Origin of the sequence: Pseudoalteromonas aliena SW19 (assembly GCF_014905615.1) — a bacterium.
Taxonomy (GTDB): domain Bacteria; phylum Pseudomonadota; class Gammaproteobacteria; order Enterobacterales; family Alteromonadaceae; genus Pseudoalteromonas; species Pseudoalteromonas aliena.
On sequence record NZ_AQGU01000020.1, the window covers coordinates 1 to 13,858 of the forward strand.

General features: G+C 40.2%; 15 protein-coding genes. 7 read left to right on the plus strand and 8 right to left on the minus strand.

The genetic code is table 11. The annotated features are described in order from the left end of the window. Window positions 1-410: 410 nt before the first annotated feature. Complete coding sequence (locus PALI_RS01730) at window positions 411-947, plus strand: gamma carbonic anhydrase family protein (protein WP_193154659.1); 537 nt, start codon at window positions 411-413, stop codon at window positions 945-947. Here PALI_RS01730 and PALI_RS01735 read toward each other — a convergent pair. Together PALI_RS01735 and aroE are read right to left on the minus strand one after the other, a co-directional pair. Next, window positions 930-1,190: a DUF1488 family protein gene (locus PALI_RS01735; protein ID WP_138586179.1), complete on the minus strand. Its 261-nt coding sequence runs from the start codon at window positions 1,188-1,190 to the stop codon at window positions 930-932. The genes PALI_RS01730 and PALI_RS01735 overlap by 18 nt on opposite strands. Next, window positions 1,187-2,011, minus strand: a complete 825-nt coding sequence (gene aroE / locus PALI_RS01740; RefSeq protein ID WP_193154661.1) for a shikimate dehydrogenase — start codon at window positions 2,009-2,011, stop codon at window positions 1,187-1,189. The genes PALI_RS01735 and aroE overlap by 4 nt, the downstream gene beginning before the upstream one ends. A gap of 53 nt (window positions 2,012-2,064) precedes the next feature. Between aroE and PALI_RS01745 the strand changes: the two genes are divergently transcribed. Together PALI_RS01745 and PALI_RS01750 are read left to right on the plus strand one after the other, a co-directional pair. Then, window positions 2,065-2,502 (plus strand): group II truncated hemoglobin, encoded by a 438-nt coding sequence (locus tag PALI_RS01745; protein ID WP_182701888.1) that lies wholly within the window; start codon window positions 2,065-2,067, stop codon window positions 2,500-2,502. A gap of 105 nt (window positions 2,503-2,607) precedes the next feature. Continuing rightward, entirely contained in the window at window positions 2,608-4,209 is a 1,602-nt protein-coding gene (locus tag PALI_RS01750) for a methyl-accepting chemotaxis protein (protein ID WP_193154663.1), read from the plus strand. 116 nt (window positions 4,210-4,325) lie between these two features. Here the strand turns inward: PALI_RS01750 and hemF are convergent, their stop codons facing one another. The 6 genes from hemF to PALI_RS01780 all read right to left on the minus strand — a co-directional run bounded on the left by hemF (window position 4,326) and on the right by PALI_RS01780 (window position 9,276). Further along, window positions 4,326-5,276 (minus strand): oxygen-dependent coproporphyrinogen oxidase, encoded by a 951-nt coding sequence (hemF, locus tag PALI_RS01755; protein ID WP_193154665.1) that lies wholly within the window; start codon window positions 5,274-5,276, stop codon window positions 4,326-4,328. 1 nt (window position 5,277) lies between these two features. After that, a complete protein-coding gene (locus PALI_RS01760; RefSeq protein ID WP_138586669.1) occupies window positions 5,278-5,841 on the minus strand; it encodes an L-threonylcarbamoyladenylate synthase in 564 nt (187 codons plus the stop codon). Window positions 5,842-5,866: 25 nt separating this feature from the next. After that, on the minus strand, window positions 5,867-6,442 hold the full coding sequence (locus tag PALI_RS01765; RefSeq protein WP_193154667.1) for a DNA topoisomerase family protein: 576 nt from the start codon (window positions 6,440-6,442) through the stop codon (window positions 5,867-5,869). A 114-nt stretch (window positions 6,443-6,556) separates the two neighbouring features. Continuing rightward, a complete protein-coding gene (locus PALI_RS01770) occupies window positions 6,557-7,030 on the minus strand; it encodes a DUF494 family protein (protein WP_138586671.1) in 474 nt (157 codons plus the stop codon). 1 nt (window position 7,031) lies between these two features. Continuing rightward, complete coding sequence (dprA, locus tag PALI_RS01775) at window positions 7,032-8,123, minus strand: DNA-processing protein DprA (RefSeq protein WP_193154670.1); 1,092 nt, start codon at window positions 8,121-8,123, stop codon at window positions 7,032-7,034. Window positions 8,124-8,154: 31 nt separating this feature from the next. Continuing rightward, the gene (locus PALI_RS01780; RefSeq protein WP_193154672.1) at window positions 8,155-9,276 is read right to left on the minus strand and encodes a LysM peptidoglycan-binding domain-containing protein; all 1,122 of its coding nucleotides are present in this window, start codon (window positions 9,274-9,276) and stop codon (window positions 8,155-8,157) included. Between the two features lie 118 nt (window positions 9,277-9,394). On the opposite strand from PALI_RS01780, the gene def reads away from it, so the two are divergent. From def to trkA, 4 genes are all read left to right on the plus strand, one after another. Then, entirely contained in the window at window positions 9,395-9,901 is a 507-nt protein-coding gene (gene def, locus PALI_RS01785; protein ID WP_193154674.1) for a peptide deformylase, read from the plus strand. Between the two features lie 21 nt (window positions 9,902-9,922). Further along, the gene (fmt, locus tag PALI_RS01790; protein WP_193154676.1) at window positions 9,923-10,876 is read left to right on the plus strand and encodes a methionyl-tRNA formyltransferase; all 954 of its coding nucleotides are present in this window, start codon (window positions 9,923-9,925) and stop codon (window positions 10,874-10,876) included. Next, a complete protein-coding gene (gene rsmB / locus PALI_RS01795) occupies window positions 10,869-12,167 on the plus strand; it encodes a 16S rRNA (cytosine(967)-C(5))-methyltransferase RsmB (RefSeq protein WP_193154677.1) in 1,299 nt (432 codons plus the stop codon). Before fmt ends, rsmB begins: the two co-directional genes overlap by 8 nt. A gap of 79 nt (window positions 12,168-12,246) precedes the next feature. Further along, window positions 12,247-13,623: a Trk system potassium transporter TrkA gene (gene trkA / locus PALI_RS01800; RefSeq protein WP_193154678.1), complete on the plus strand. Its 1,377-nt coding sequence runs from the start codon at window positions 12,247-12,249 to the stop codon at window positions 13,621-13,623. Window positions 13,624-13,858: the final 235 nt, after the last annotated feature.

Sequence of the window (13,858 nt, forward strand, 5' to 3'; positions counted from 1 at the left end):
ATCTGTACGAGTGCCCACACAGATGATTGCTTTATATTGTTAAAGAACGTTTTGAGTCGCTTTAGCGCCTCAAGGGATGCGAATAATACACCCTTTATTTTTCGAGTCAACACTTAGTTTTAAACTTTCTTTTGTAAGATTTAAAACCGAAGTTTTATGTAACTCTCTGAATCGTTGCTGCCTTGCTATGCTTCGGCGTTTCCCGTCTCAGTGGGGTCGCATTATAGGGAGAACAGATTTTTACGCAAGCACTTTTTTAAGAAAACTGTAAATAAAGTGCTGTTCGGTCAGTTACTAACCTAAAGCACCCGAAACTGATAGTTTTATAATCAAATTATGCTTTAGCGGTACTTAAATTAGCGCTACTGTTACACTCATTAATACAAAAACTATTATTTAAAGGTGCAAATATGGCAATCCGTTCTTATAAAGGTGTAACACCTTCGTTTAATGCGTCTGTTTATGTTGATGAGTCATCAATACTAGTCGGTGATATTACATTAGGCATTGACTGTAGTGTGTGGCCATTGGTCGCAGCACGAGGTGATGTTAACTATATACGCATTGGTGATCGTACCAATATACAAGATGGCAGTGTATTACATTTATCCCGTGCAACTAAAAGCAACCCTGATGGCTACCCTTTGATTATTGGTGATGATGTGACTGTGGGTCACAAAGTGATGTTGCATGGCTGTGTATTAGGAAACCGCATTTTAGTCGGTATGGGCGCTATTATTATGGATAACGTGGTTGTTGAAGACGATGTTATTATTGGTGGCGGCTCGTTAGTGCCACCAAATAAACGTTTAGAGTCGGGATACTTATATGTAGGAAGTCCAGCTAAACAAGCCCGCCCTCTTACAGAACAAGAACTTGCCTTTTTAAAAGTATCCGCCAATAACTACGTTTTACTTAAAGATGAGTATTTAGCTGAAGCTCAATAAACTGACATCTATTTGACCTGCCGAGTTATAGCTCTCTTCTTCGATGAGTTGCTCGGCACGTTCTTCGTAATCAAAACGGTATTGTTCAAAATACTCTGTTGCATGGCTTTCATCTGTTAATTTAAGTGTATTTACTGCTATTACACACTCCACCAGCATGCCACTGACTTGTGCAAAAAAGACTAACTGATGATCGGGCTCTCTAAACTCTAGCCTATCTATAAATTGTATTGCCTGATTCATTTAAGCGTTCCTTGTTTAAGCGCATCAACTACGGGGAGTATTTTTGGCATTTTATTACGCCACACATAATATGCTTGAGCAGCCTGACCCACTAACATACCGCTGCCATCTAAAAGCTTAGCGTTAATGTTGTGCTGCGCAACCCAATTCATAAAAATGGTATTTTGTAGTGAATAAAACATGTCATAAGCGACTTCACAGTTAGTTATGTGTTTTTCATCGAGTGCTGGCAACTCATTATTCATACTGCTAGACGTAGAGTTTATAATTAGTGAGTAATTGCTTACTGGTAAATCATTAAAACCGAAGGCTGATACAGACCCGTATTGAGCAAACAGCTCTGCGAGTTCTTTTGCTTTTTGTGCGGTGCGATTAACGATTATTATTTCCTGAGGGTTATGCTCTAGTAAAGGTAAAATAACACCTCGGGCAGCCCCACCCGCACCAATAATTAAAATTCGCTTATTAGTAATGGCTACTTTATTAGCGAGTAAATCATTTATAAAACCAACACCATCGGTGTTATCACCTAATAATGTGCCATCATCTCGTTTTTTTAGCGTATTAACGGCCCCGACTATTTTAGCTAATGGCGTAAGCTCACTTGCTATTGCATAGGCTTGCTCTTTAAACGGCATGGTCACATTTGCCCCTTTGCCACCTTGATCAAAAAAAGACAATACTGTTTTTTCAAAACTATCGATAGGTGCTAAAATTGCGCGGTAGTCGATTTGTTCACCCAATGAGGCTGCAAATTGTTTATGTATCGCGGGGGATTTTGAATGTTTAATTGGATTTCCAAAAACCGCATATTTGTCCATTTTAAAGCAACCTCTTTGCAGCTATATACTGCCTATTAACGATGATAAATAATATGATTAAACGACTTTTTTCAAAATCTAAATCGGTATCAGTAACACAAGCACCTACGCCAGAAAAAACACCTTACGAAATAATAGGTGGAGAGACAGGAGCTCGTGCTATTTCTAATAGATTCTACGACATAATGGAGACCGATGAATACGCTAAACCATTATATAATATGCATCCTCTGCCATTAGATCGAATTCGCCAAGTGTTTTTTGAATTTTTATCGGGTTGGTTAGGTGGACCAGACTTATTTGTTGAAAAACATGGCCATCCAATGCTTCGTAAACGCCACATGCCATTCCCTGTTGATCAAGACCTGCGTGATCAATGGATGCATTGCATGAATAAAGCACTTGATATTGAAATAGATAATCCTTTATTACGAGAAGGCTTGAAGCAATCGTTTGGTCAATTAGCAAGTCATATGATTAATCAACATTAAAACTGAACAACAGTTACTTTAATCTTTTAAGTTTGCGCTATATCAATGCCTCATTCTTCCAAATACAGATAATAACGCTATCTTGTTTGGGAGAGCATTACGCACGTGAAATTAATTCAACATAAAATTTATGCACTGCTAGCACTGACGGGTGTGCTGGTACTTTGTGCAAGCCTGATCAGCAGTTCTAATCAACAGCACACACTTGCTCAGGAAACAATCGCTAGCAATATTAAGTTACTTGCTGATAACTACTTTGATTCCATCAACACCATGATGTTGACTGGCACAATGGCGAATCGTGAAATACTAAGCAGTAAATTACGTAACCATCCCAACATTGAAGACGCACATATAATCCGCAGCCCTATTGTAAACAAGCTCTATGGATTAGGCGCTGCTAACCAAACCCCGAGTAATGATGCAGAAATTGCAGCGCTTGAAGGCAAAGAAGATCTTTTTATCGAACAGCAACAAGGTACTCGCTATATGACATACTTAAAGCCGATGCTTGCAAGTAGTGATCATAAAGGGACTAACTGTCTTGGCTGCCATCAAGCACAAGAAGGTGATGTATTAGGTGTAGTAAAAATCAGTTATTCCCTCGCAGATATTGAAACAGCTGTAACTCGTAATACACTTATTAATACAGCCCTGCTATCAACACTCTTTATCACTGCTTTTTTGTTGCTGGGTTTACTTTTTAGAAGAATATTTATTAAACGTCTTAATAACATTGATCGCATGATGCATCTCGCCACCAGCAATAATGATTTAAGTCTCAAAATTGAGGATAACAATAACGATGAGTTAAGCTCTTTAGCAAATAGCTTTAACCAGATGATATCCACCTTTAAAGAAAATATTGCGCAAGTTTCACACTCTTCAAAAGTGCTCATTCATTCTGCCGAAGCCATCTATGCATCAGCCGATGCGACTGAACAAGCAATTTTGAGTCAAAAGCAAGGGACAGACTCTGTTGCCGCTGCAATTAATGAGCTTGAAAGCTCTTCTAACGAAGTTAAAAATACCACTCACTTTGCTTCCGAAAAGTCAGAAAGTAGTAATCTGCTAGCACAACAAAGTTTGCGTGTTGCTGAGCATACTGAGATAAGCATAAATCAACTTGCAGATGATGTTCGCAGCGCAGCCCAACAAGTAAGCCAGCTGCAGGCACAAACTTTAGAAGTAGGAAAAATACTTGAAGTGATCAGTAGCATTGCCGAACAAACAAATCTACTTGCACTTAATGCCGCAATAGAAGCGGCTCGAGCGGGAGAAACAGGTCGAGGTTTTGCCGTTGTCGCCGATGAAGTACGCACTTTAGCAACACGTACCCATGATTCTACTGACGAAATTAAACGCACAATTGACAAACTGCAATCGGAAGCGTCGCACACAGTAACAATGATGAGTAACTCATGTGAAGAAGCAGACGATAGAGCGCAACAAGTAAAAAAAGTCGCACAAGCTTTAAAAGATATTTCCTCTCAAATGAGTGAAATCAATCAGCTTAATGTGCAAATAGCGGATGCAACAGAACAACAAAGCTTAGCTGCGGAAGAAATAAACCAAAGTGTGGTAGCCATTAGCGATAATGCGGAGCGATCATTAGTGGATGCCAACGATAATCAAAAAGTAAGTGAAGAACTATTATCACTTGCCCGTTCGCTAGATGAGCAAGTCAGGCGTTTTAAATTAACTTAAAAAACAAGGCGCTAAATAACCTGAACTCTGGATAATAAATCTATCTCGAGCAGCTATTTGCAGCGCTAACTGCGTTGAATTTACTTGCAATAGGCCAGTAGATTAGCGCCTTGTTATTACAATTGCCAGTCTCGAGCAATCAATTGTACAGGCTCACTGCTTAGCCACTCTTGTGGTCGTAAGTAGTACTGATATAAATTAGCTTCTGGACTACCTTGCTCTGGTTTGAAATTATATTCCCAGCGTGCCAGTGGTGGCATAGACATTAATATAGATTCTGTACGTCCACCACTTTGTAAGCCAAATAACGTGCCTCGGTCCCATACTAGGTTAAATTCTACATAGCGTCCGCGACGGTAAAGTTGAAAATCACGTTGTTGCGCTGTGTACTCATCATTTTTACGACGCTCAATAATAGGTAAATAGGCATCTAAAAAGCCATTACCCACAGATTGCATAAACGCAAAACTCTTTTCAAAGCCTAGTTCGTTTAAATCGTCAAAAAACAAACCACCTACGCCTCGTGTTTCATCTCTGTGTTTTAAATAAAAATACTCGTCGCACCATGTTTTGTATTTTGGATAAACTTCACCGCCAAATGGCGCACACAGATCGTGAGCAACTTGATGCCAATGTTGTACATCTTCTAATACGGGGTAAAAAGGAGTGAGGTCAAACCCACCACCAAACCACCATATTGGCTCTTCGCCTGCTTTTTCGGCTATAAAAAAACGTACGTTGGCATGGCTGGTTGGCACATGTGGGTTTTTTGGATGAATAACTAACGACACACCGCATGCATGAAAGCTGCGCCCTGCAAGCTCAGGTCTATGCGCTGTTGCAGAGCCTGGCATTGAAGCACCAAATACGTGTGAGTAGTTAACTCCACCTTGCTCTATTACTGTGCCATTTGTGGTTACACGTGTACGGCCACCACCGCCTTCTGTTCGTTGCCAATTATCTTCTATAAATTTGGCACTGCCATCTGCTGCTTCTAAACCTTGGCAAATAGTGTCTTGCAAAGCCATAAAGTATGCTTTTACTTGATCTAATAATTCGCTGTGCATATTAACCTCTAAATATTTTTCCAGTCATGGCATCTTTAATTGTGCTTGGTTGAGTATTACCACCTAACGGCTCGTCAACATAAAAACCAACTTGCTCTGCAAATTGCGTTTTAGCTTGCTCAATACTAGTGACCGTTTCTTGACCTGTTAAGTTTGCACTGGTTGATACCAGCGGTTTGCCAAACTCTTGGCACAAACGTTTTACTGTTGGATGGTTTGTTACTCTTACTGCGATAGTATCAAACTGCCCTGTTAACCATTTTGGTGTGTTTTTAGAAGCAGGCATAACCCACGTAATTGCAGCAGGCCAACTCGAAAAAATATCAGCGCGTTTATCCATCGGTATTTTTGCGTCATCTACGTATTTTAATAATTGCCCATAGTTATCAGCAATTAAAATAAGGCCTTTTTCGACTGGTCGCTGCTTAATTGCTAATAGTGCTTCAACGGCTTGTTGATTATCTGGATCGCAACCTAAACCATATACAGCTTCGGTTGGGTATAAAATAACTTCGCCTTGCGTTAAGCATGTTATTGCAGTGGGCGTATTTGAAACGTCTGACAAAATAGTCTCCAGAAATAATTAAACGTTATTCAGTTGAGGCAAGCTTATGCATGCAACTTTTTTGTGGGCATTGCAATAGTGTACCATTTGCCATATTTCTTTCTATGACGATTGGCCAGTTGCATTCAGGACACGAGTGTTCAACCGGTTTATTATTAAGCGTGTATTTACAGCTTGGGTAGCAATCACAAGAATAAAACACTTTACCAAACTTATTACTACGCGCGACTAAGTGACCTTTTTTGCATTTAGGGCAACTTGGTAACACTTCTTCATTTTGTTTTTCTTCGTTTTCGTTAGCAATGTAGTGGCACTGCGGATACCCAGTGCATCCAATAAACATCCCGTAACGACCATTTTTAACCACCAGCGGTTTACTGCATTCAGGGCATGCTGAATCTTCAAGAATTTTTATTTCGTTACTGTCGTGATGTGCCAGCGGTCTAATAAAGTCGCATTTAGGGTAACTTGCGCAACCTAAGAATGGGCCAGACTTACTATTGCGGATCACTAATTCTGAACCACACTGCGGGCATATCTCGTATTCTTTTTCGAGGGCGTGTTTGTTCGCCGAGAAAAGCGAATGGTCGATTTTACTCATGGTGATCCTAAAGGGTTAGTGAATTTTCGCCTAATATACCCAAACCACTTAAAGATACAAGTAATGGTGTGCTTATCCGTTTAAGTAACCTGAGTAATTTACTAAAGGTAATTATTAATGAAGAAGCTCGCTGGGTTCATCAAAAATTAAATCCTCCATTTGTTCATATGCCTTTTCTGAACCGGGGACATTAAATAACACCATAAGCACAATCCATTTTAAGTCCTCTAAACTTATGTTTAATTTATCAAGTGCGGCTAAGCGATCCATTACCATTTCGCGAGTCACACTATTAATAACCCCTATTTGCTCAATGAACATTAAAAAACTGCGGCATTCAACACTCAGCCTTTGGCATTCGCTTTCAGTAAATATACGCATTGCGTGTTGAGGATTCGCTATAAGATAGGGAGATTCATCGTTGTGTTGTAAATCGGCTAATTGCTCTAGCCAGTCGAGCGCTTTGAATATTTCTGGCTTATTAAAGCCCGCACGTAATAACTCATCGGTTAGCTCATTTTGCTCTGCAAAAATATCCGCTTCACTATGAATGTAATTTTCAAAAAGATACATAAGAATATCAAACATATTACTTCCCTGCGCTTAACTTAATATAACCGTCTAACACTCGCTCTATCTGATCGTCTAACTCTAAGTCGAGCAACCTAGCGAGTACTTTATCTATTGGCCACTGCGCACGACGCACAATATCGTCTACGCTAGTTACTTCAAACCCTATACTATTTAAAACTTCGCATTGAGAATAAACTTGAATAGACTGCTCTTTAGTATATATATCTTCTTGATAAGTGAAACTCACTTCATCAAGAATATCGGTTACATTTTCTACCAATTTAGCACCTTGCTTTATTAAAAAGTGGCTAGCCTGCGCTAACGGATTCTTAATTGATCCAGGTACAGCAAACACCTCCTTATTTTGCTCTAACGCATAACGAACTGTTATTAGTGAACCGCTTTTAATTTCAGCCTCAACAATAAGCACACCTAACGCGAGCCCAGATATAATACGATTACGACGTGGAAAATTATGTGCATGAGCTGCTGTGCCTGGTAAAAATTCACTCACCAATAGGCCGCTTTCTAAAACTTGGTCTGTTAATAGTTTATGACGCTTAGGATAGTAAATATCAACTCCAGTACCGAGCACTGCGATGGTTTTACCAGTACCTGCAAGCGAGCCTTTATGTGCAGCGCCATCTATACCTCTGGCCATACCTGAAGTAACCGTAATACCCGCTAGAGTTAACTCGTATGCAAACTCTGATGCTATTTCAAGCCCGGTAGGTGTGGCATTACGACTCCCTACAATTGCAATTTGTGGAGTAGATAATAACGAGACATCCCCCCTACAAAAGAGTAATAAAGGAGCACTTGCTATCTGCCGGAGATCTTCAGGATAAAGCGCGTCAAAAATACACACTGCAATGATATGATGCTGTGCAATTAATTGCTCATAATGACTTACTTGCTGCCAATTAGTATTAAGTAAGTTACTAGCTTGATTATTAGTTAATCCAAGCTGCAAAAGCTGATCATGAGATAAGTCGAATAACGACTCAAGGGAATGATTTGTAGATAATGCTAAAAGAGTTTTTATACCTAACCCTTTACACATATAAAAGGCAAGCCAGTGGGCTAGCTTGCCAGATGACTGATCCATGCTCTCTCCTAGAGCACCGACTCGCTACTTCTTAATGAATAACTGCAAAATCTCCAACGCGAATTGGGTGCTGGTTTTTAGTAATTAATGCATAGCTAACTTTGTCATACACTTTAAATACTATTAACTCGCCAACTTTTTCTTTTGGCATAGACCACACAGTGCTATTTTCGTCTGGCTCTAACCCTAAAAGCTCACTCGTACTTGATATAAGCCTTTCTAACTTACTTGAATCCTCTGGGTAACGAGGGCCTCGTTGCCCATCAATTACACCAGGCGATTGGCGCTCAATATCTAACACATGACCTGGTTCAATTTGTTGTTCTGCCCCTAAGTTTAGCACCACAATATCCATTGTGCTGAATTCTCTAACATGATTAGCAGAGGCTATCACTTTTCCCTCTAAAGGCTGTTTAGGTCTATGCATATTAAAATATGCGGGTAACGTTTGTCCCTGCATAGCAGGTAATAAAAAATCACCTTGTTTAATTTCTCGCTTAACCGATTCAACCCTCACTGATGAAGGAATGCCATTACTAATATCGCCCCGTCTAAATACACGAGCCATGCCGGCATAACTTGCTCGGTTAGCTAATATTTCATTTGTATCTGGATCGGTGTAAGCCTCACCTTTGTGGTAAATAGCATAAGCCTGATTAAGCTTTAAATCGCCATTAACATATAAAATGTGATCGAGAGTTTGAGTCTTCGTGTTTTGGTTGGCACCTAATACATAGGGTTTCCCATCTATTTCTTCGTTATTAAGCGCCTGCTCATAAGTTAGATAAGGTTTAATTAATTCTAACGGCAAAGTCGTCACTGCATCTTTACCTTTAGCAGTAATATAACCTTTTGGCGAAAGCTTTTTGTAAGCTTTATTTAACACTAAGCGAGGTGTTCCACCTGCATCATAAACTAAAGTAAGTGCATCCCCAGGATAAATTAGGTGAGGGTTACTAATATGAGAATTCATTTCCCATAACTTTGGCCATAGCCATGAATCGCTCAAATAAATATCAGAAATTCCCCAAAGCGTGTCTCCTTTTTTTACAACATACTGTTTTGGTGCATCTTTTTTTATTTCGAGCACATCAGCAATTGCAGGAAAAGCAGCACTTAATGCAAACATGGCTGCGACTAACGGAGATTTCATTGAGCTTCCTCATATTGTTTTTTCATTATTATTGACCAAAACCTGTTAAAGGTGAACGTGAATGGCTAAAATAAGAGCATACAATACCCTAAATTAAGCACAAGTGAAAAAGGTAACTATGGCTAGGTTAGAAGTTTTAAGATTTCCGGATGAGCGTTTACGTACAATAGCAACAGAAGTTGTGCAAGTTGATGACCAAGTACGCCAAATTGTTAAAGACATGCTGGAAACTATGTATGATGAAAATGGCATCGGACTAGCTGCTACGCAAGTAGACATTCATCAAAGAATTGTTGTGATTGATGTATCAGAAGAGCGAAATGAGTCTCTGGTATTAATTAACCCACAAATCATCAAAAAAGATGGCTCAACCATTAGCGAAGAAGGCTGTTTATCAGTGCCTAATTCGTATGCAAAAGTTGACCGCGCAGAAACAGTAACAGTCTCCGCACTTAACGAAAACGGTGAAGAGTTTGTACTAGATGCAGACGAATTACTGGCTATTTGTATTCAACATGAACTAGATCACCTGCAAGGTAAATTGTTCATTGATTACTTATCACCATTAAAGCGCCAACGTATTCGTAAAAAGCTTGAAAAAGAAGCTAAATTTGCAGAACAGTAATAAGCACCTTAGGAAAACTCAGTGACTCAACCATTACGCATTATATTTGCCGGTACGCCGGACTTTGCCGCACGTCATTTACAAGCGCTGATACAAAGCGAACATAAAATTGTTGGTGTATACAGCCAACCCGACCGCCCTGCTGGTCGAGGTAAAAAACTAAAAGCCAGTGAAGTAAAAGAGCTAGCGCTTGAGCACAACCTCCCTGTTTTTCAGCCACAATCATTAAAAAATGATGAAGCATTAGCAGAACTAACAAGCTTAAATGCCGACATTATGATTGTTGTAGCATATGGCTTAATTTTACCTAAAGCGATATTAGAAGCCCCACGCTTAGGTTGTTTAAATGTGCATGGCTCTATATTACCGCGCTGGCGCGGTGCGGCACCTATTCAACGCGCTATTTGGGCGGGTGATAAGCAAACCGGCGTAACAATAATGCAAATGGATGAAGGCTTAGATACCGGCGATATGTTGCATATTAGTCGCTGTCCTATTAACACGACAGAAACTAGCGCTAGTTTATATACAAAGCTTGCTGAGCTAGGCCCAGACGCGTTAATTGAAACCATTAACAAACTAGCGAATGGCGAGATCACACCAGAACCTCAAAATGATGAACTTGCTAACTATGCTAAAAAGCTTTCTAAAGAGGAAGCAAATATAGACTGGTCTATGAGTGCGCTGCAAATTGAGCGAAACATTCGCTCTTTTAACCCATGGCCGGTGTGCTTTACTCAAATGAGCGAGCAAACAGTAAAGGTTTACCAAGCGCAGGTTGTGCTGCAATCGGGCAATCCAGGACAAATTTTATCAAGCGATAAAAATGGCGTTGTAGTAGCGTGTGGTGAACATGCTTTGTGTATTACGCAATTACAACCGCAAGGTAAAAAACCAATGGCAATTAACGACTTCTTAAATGGTCGTGGTGACTGGGTTACCCCTGGCACAGTATTAGGCGAAAATAATGAGTAATGTCCAAAACGTACGAGCGCTTGCCGCTGAAACTTTATATAACGTAGTTGATAAAGGCGCTTCGCTTAATCAAGAACTGCCATTTGCTAGCCAAGGCTTGCCACCAAAAGACAAAGCGCTACTGCAACAAATTTGTTATGGCGTTTTACGCTACTTACCTAGCCTTGAAAACTACTGCCAACATTTAGTGGAAGATCCACTGAAAGGTAAGCGCAGAATATTTCAATTTTTATTGTATGTAGGTATTTATCAGCTACAACACATGCGTGTACCGCCACATGCAGCAATCTCAGAAACAGTGAATGCACTGGCTCAACTACGTGCTTTAGGTTTAAAAGGGCTTATTAACGCTATTTTACGTAGTTTTCAACGCCAACAAGTTGAGCTTGAAGAAAAAGCGAAGCTTATTCCGGTATGTTTATACAACCACCCAAATTGGTTTATTAAACAAGTAAAAGAAGCCTACCCTGATAGCTGGGAAGACTTACTTGCAGAAAACCAACAACAAGCACCTATGTGGTTACGTGTAAATCAAGCACAATATAGCACGCAAGAATACAGCGATATGCTAACGGCGAACGATATAGAACACACCTTAAACCCTGACTTTATAGATGGGATTAAGCTTGTTAAACCGCGTGATGTATTTTCATTGCCTGAGTTTGATACAGGTGCATGTTCAGTACAAGATGCCGCAGCACAACTTGCAGCACGCTTTTTAGAACCAAAAGATGGCGACACTATTTTAGATGCCTGTGCAGCACCTGGCGGTAAAACATGTCACATATTAGAGCTTGCTGATGCAGACGTACTTGCACTCGATAGCGATGCAACTCGCCTTGAACGTGTTAAGCAAAACTTAACGCGTATTGGCTTAGGTGCAGACCTACAATGTGGCGATGCCTCGCAACCGCACACATGGTGGGATGATCAACAGTTTGATCGTATTTTATTAGACGTACCTTGTTCTGCAACTGGCGTTATTCGTCGCCATCCAGATATAAAATGGCTTCGTCGCGCATCAGACATTGTAGATTTAGCCGCACTTCAAGGCGATATACTCAATAGCATTTGGCCACTTTTAAAACCAGGTGGTACATTGGTATATGCTACGTGTTCGGTTCTTCCACAGGAAAACCAACAACAAGTTGCTAAGTTTTTGGCTAATAACGACGACGTAGAGCATATTCCTCTTCATGATAAAGACACTATTACAACACCAGGGCTACAATTACTGCCTGGCGAAAGTGATGGCTTTTATTATGCGAAATTAGTGAAAAAGTCTAAATAGTTTAGCTTAAATACTTTCGATAATTAGCCATTTTTTAATTAAAATGGCTTTGAATAGCTACTTATAACACTGGTAAATAATGAAAATAATCATACTCGGTGCTGGGCAAGTTGGTGCCACACTAGCTGAAAACTTAGTCGGTGAGCAAAACGAAATAACCGTTGTTGATATAGATGGTAACCGTTTACGTGAACTCCAAGATAAGTACGACTTACAAGGGGTGATGGGCCACAGCGCTCATCCTGACGTATTACGTCGTGCTGGTGCAGAAGATGCTGATATGATTATAGCGGTAACCAGTTCAGACGAAGTAAACATGGTTGCATGCCAAGTCGCTTACAGTATTTTTAAAACCCCTACAAAAATTGCCCGAATTCGTTCTGAGCAATATTTAAAATACCGTGAAAAACTATTTCAAAACGATGATTTACCAATCGATCACTACATTGCCCCCGAAGCACTGGTGACCAAATATATTCGTCGCTTAATTGACTACCCTGGTGCATTGCAAGTCTTGCAGTTTGCCGATGGTATGCTCTCATTAGTCGCCGTAAAAGCTTACTATGGTGGTTTGCTAGTAGGCTATGCGTTATCTGCACTTAAAGAGCACATTCCTAATGTAGAAACTCGCGTTGCCGCTATTTATCGCCAAGGTAAAGCAATTAAACCACTGGGTACAACGGTCATTGAAGCCGATGATGAAGTGTTTTTCATTGCCGCGACAAAACATATACGCGCTGTAATGAACGAACTACAAAAACTGGAACGCTCTTACAAAAAAATTATGATAGCGGGTGGTGGTAATATTGGCGCAGGCCTTGCTCGCTCACTTGAAAAAAATCACACCGTTAAACTCATTGAACGCAGTAAAGAGCGTGCTGAGCAACTATCTGAAATGCTCGACAACACAGTCGTGTTTTGTGGTGATGCATCTGATCAAGAACTACTCTCAGAAGAGCATATTGAACAAGTTGATGTATTTATTGCCGTAACCAACGACGATGAAGCAAATATTATGTCGGCCATGCTTGCAAAACGTATGGGCGCACAAAAAACCATGGTGCTTATTCAGCGTGGCGCTTACGTTGACTTAGTACAGGGCGGCGAAATAGACATTGCCATCTCTCCACAACAAGCAACGATATCAGCGTTATTAACACACGTACGCCGTGGTGATATCGTTAACGTGTATTCACTACGTAAAGGTGCCGCCGAAGCGATTGAAGCCGTTGCCCATGGTGATGAAAATACATCAAAGGTCGTTGGCCGGGCTATCGCTGCTATAAAACTCCCTGCGGGTACCACCATAGGTGCAATAGTGCGTAATGACGATGTGCTTATTGCTCACGACGACACCATTATTTTATCGGGCGATCACGTTATTATGTTTTTAATCGATAAAAAGCACATTAACGTAGTAGAAAAACTGTTTCAGGTTAGCGCAATCTTTTTATAAAAAACCTCCTTTGTTTTCTATGCATAGTTTATGTATAGAAAACCACAAAAACAAATACGAATCAATCTCAAAAGCATTTACTTGCGCGCTTAAATCTATTACCCTCACGTTGTTTGATAATCAAACATCAACGATACAAATTGCACTAAGCTTTTTGATGGCCAACAAATAATGCCAATCGATATAAGTGCGGGAGCTATTTAACAATAAGATAATCGCAATCTAACTAGCTAAA

Bases quoted from the DNA above. Each gene is read 5' to 3' on its own strand.
- PALI_RS01735 (WP_138586179.1), bottom strand. From the start codon at position 1,190: ATGAATCAGGCAATACAATTTATAGATAGGCTAGAGTTTAGAGAGCCC.
- rsmB (WP_193154677.1), top strand. From the start codon at position 10,869: ATGAGTAATGTCCAAAACGTACGAGCGCTTGCCGCTGAAACTTTATAT.
- def (WP_193154674.1), top strand. From the start codon at position 9,395: ATGGCTAGGTTAGAAGTTTTAAGATTTCCGGATGAGCGTTTACGTACA.
- dprA (WP_193154670.1), bottom strand. From the start codon at position 8,123: ATGGATCAGTCATCTGGCAAGCTAGCCCACTGGCTTGCCTTTTATATG.
- hemF (WP_193154665.1), bottom strand. From the start codon at position 5,276: ATGCACAGCGAATTATTAGATCAAGTAAAAGCATACTTTATGGCTTTG.
- PALI_RS01765 (WP_193154667.1), bottom strand. From the start codon at position 6,442: ATGAGTAAAATCGACCATTCGCTTTTCTCGGCGAACAAACACGCCCTC.
- PALI_RS01780 (WP_193154672.1), bottom strand. From the start codon at position 9,276: ATGAAATCTCCGTTAGTCGCAGCCATGTTTGCATTAAGTGCTGCTTTT.
- PALI_RS01730 (WP_193154659.1), top strand. From the start codon at position 411: ATGGCAATCCGTTCTTATAAAGGTGTAACACCTTCGTTTAATGCGTCT.
- aroE (WP_193154661.1), bottom strand. From the start codon at position 2,011: ATGGACAAATATGCGGTTTTTGGAAATCCAATTAAACATTCAAAATCC.
- PALI_RS01770 (WP_138586671.1), bottom strand. From the start codon at position 7,030: ATGTTTGATATTCTTATGTATCTTTTTGAAAATTACATTCATAGTGAA.
- trkA (WP_193154678.1), top strand. From the start codon at position 12,247: ATGAAAATAATCATACTCGGTGCTGGGCAAGTTGGTGCCACACTAGCT.
- PALI_RS01745 (WP_182701888.1), top strand. From the start codon at position 2,065: ATGATTAAACGACTTTTTTCAAAATCTAAATCGGTATCAGTAACACAA.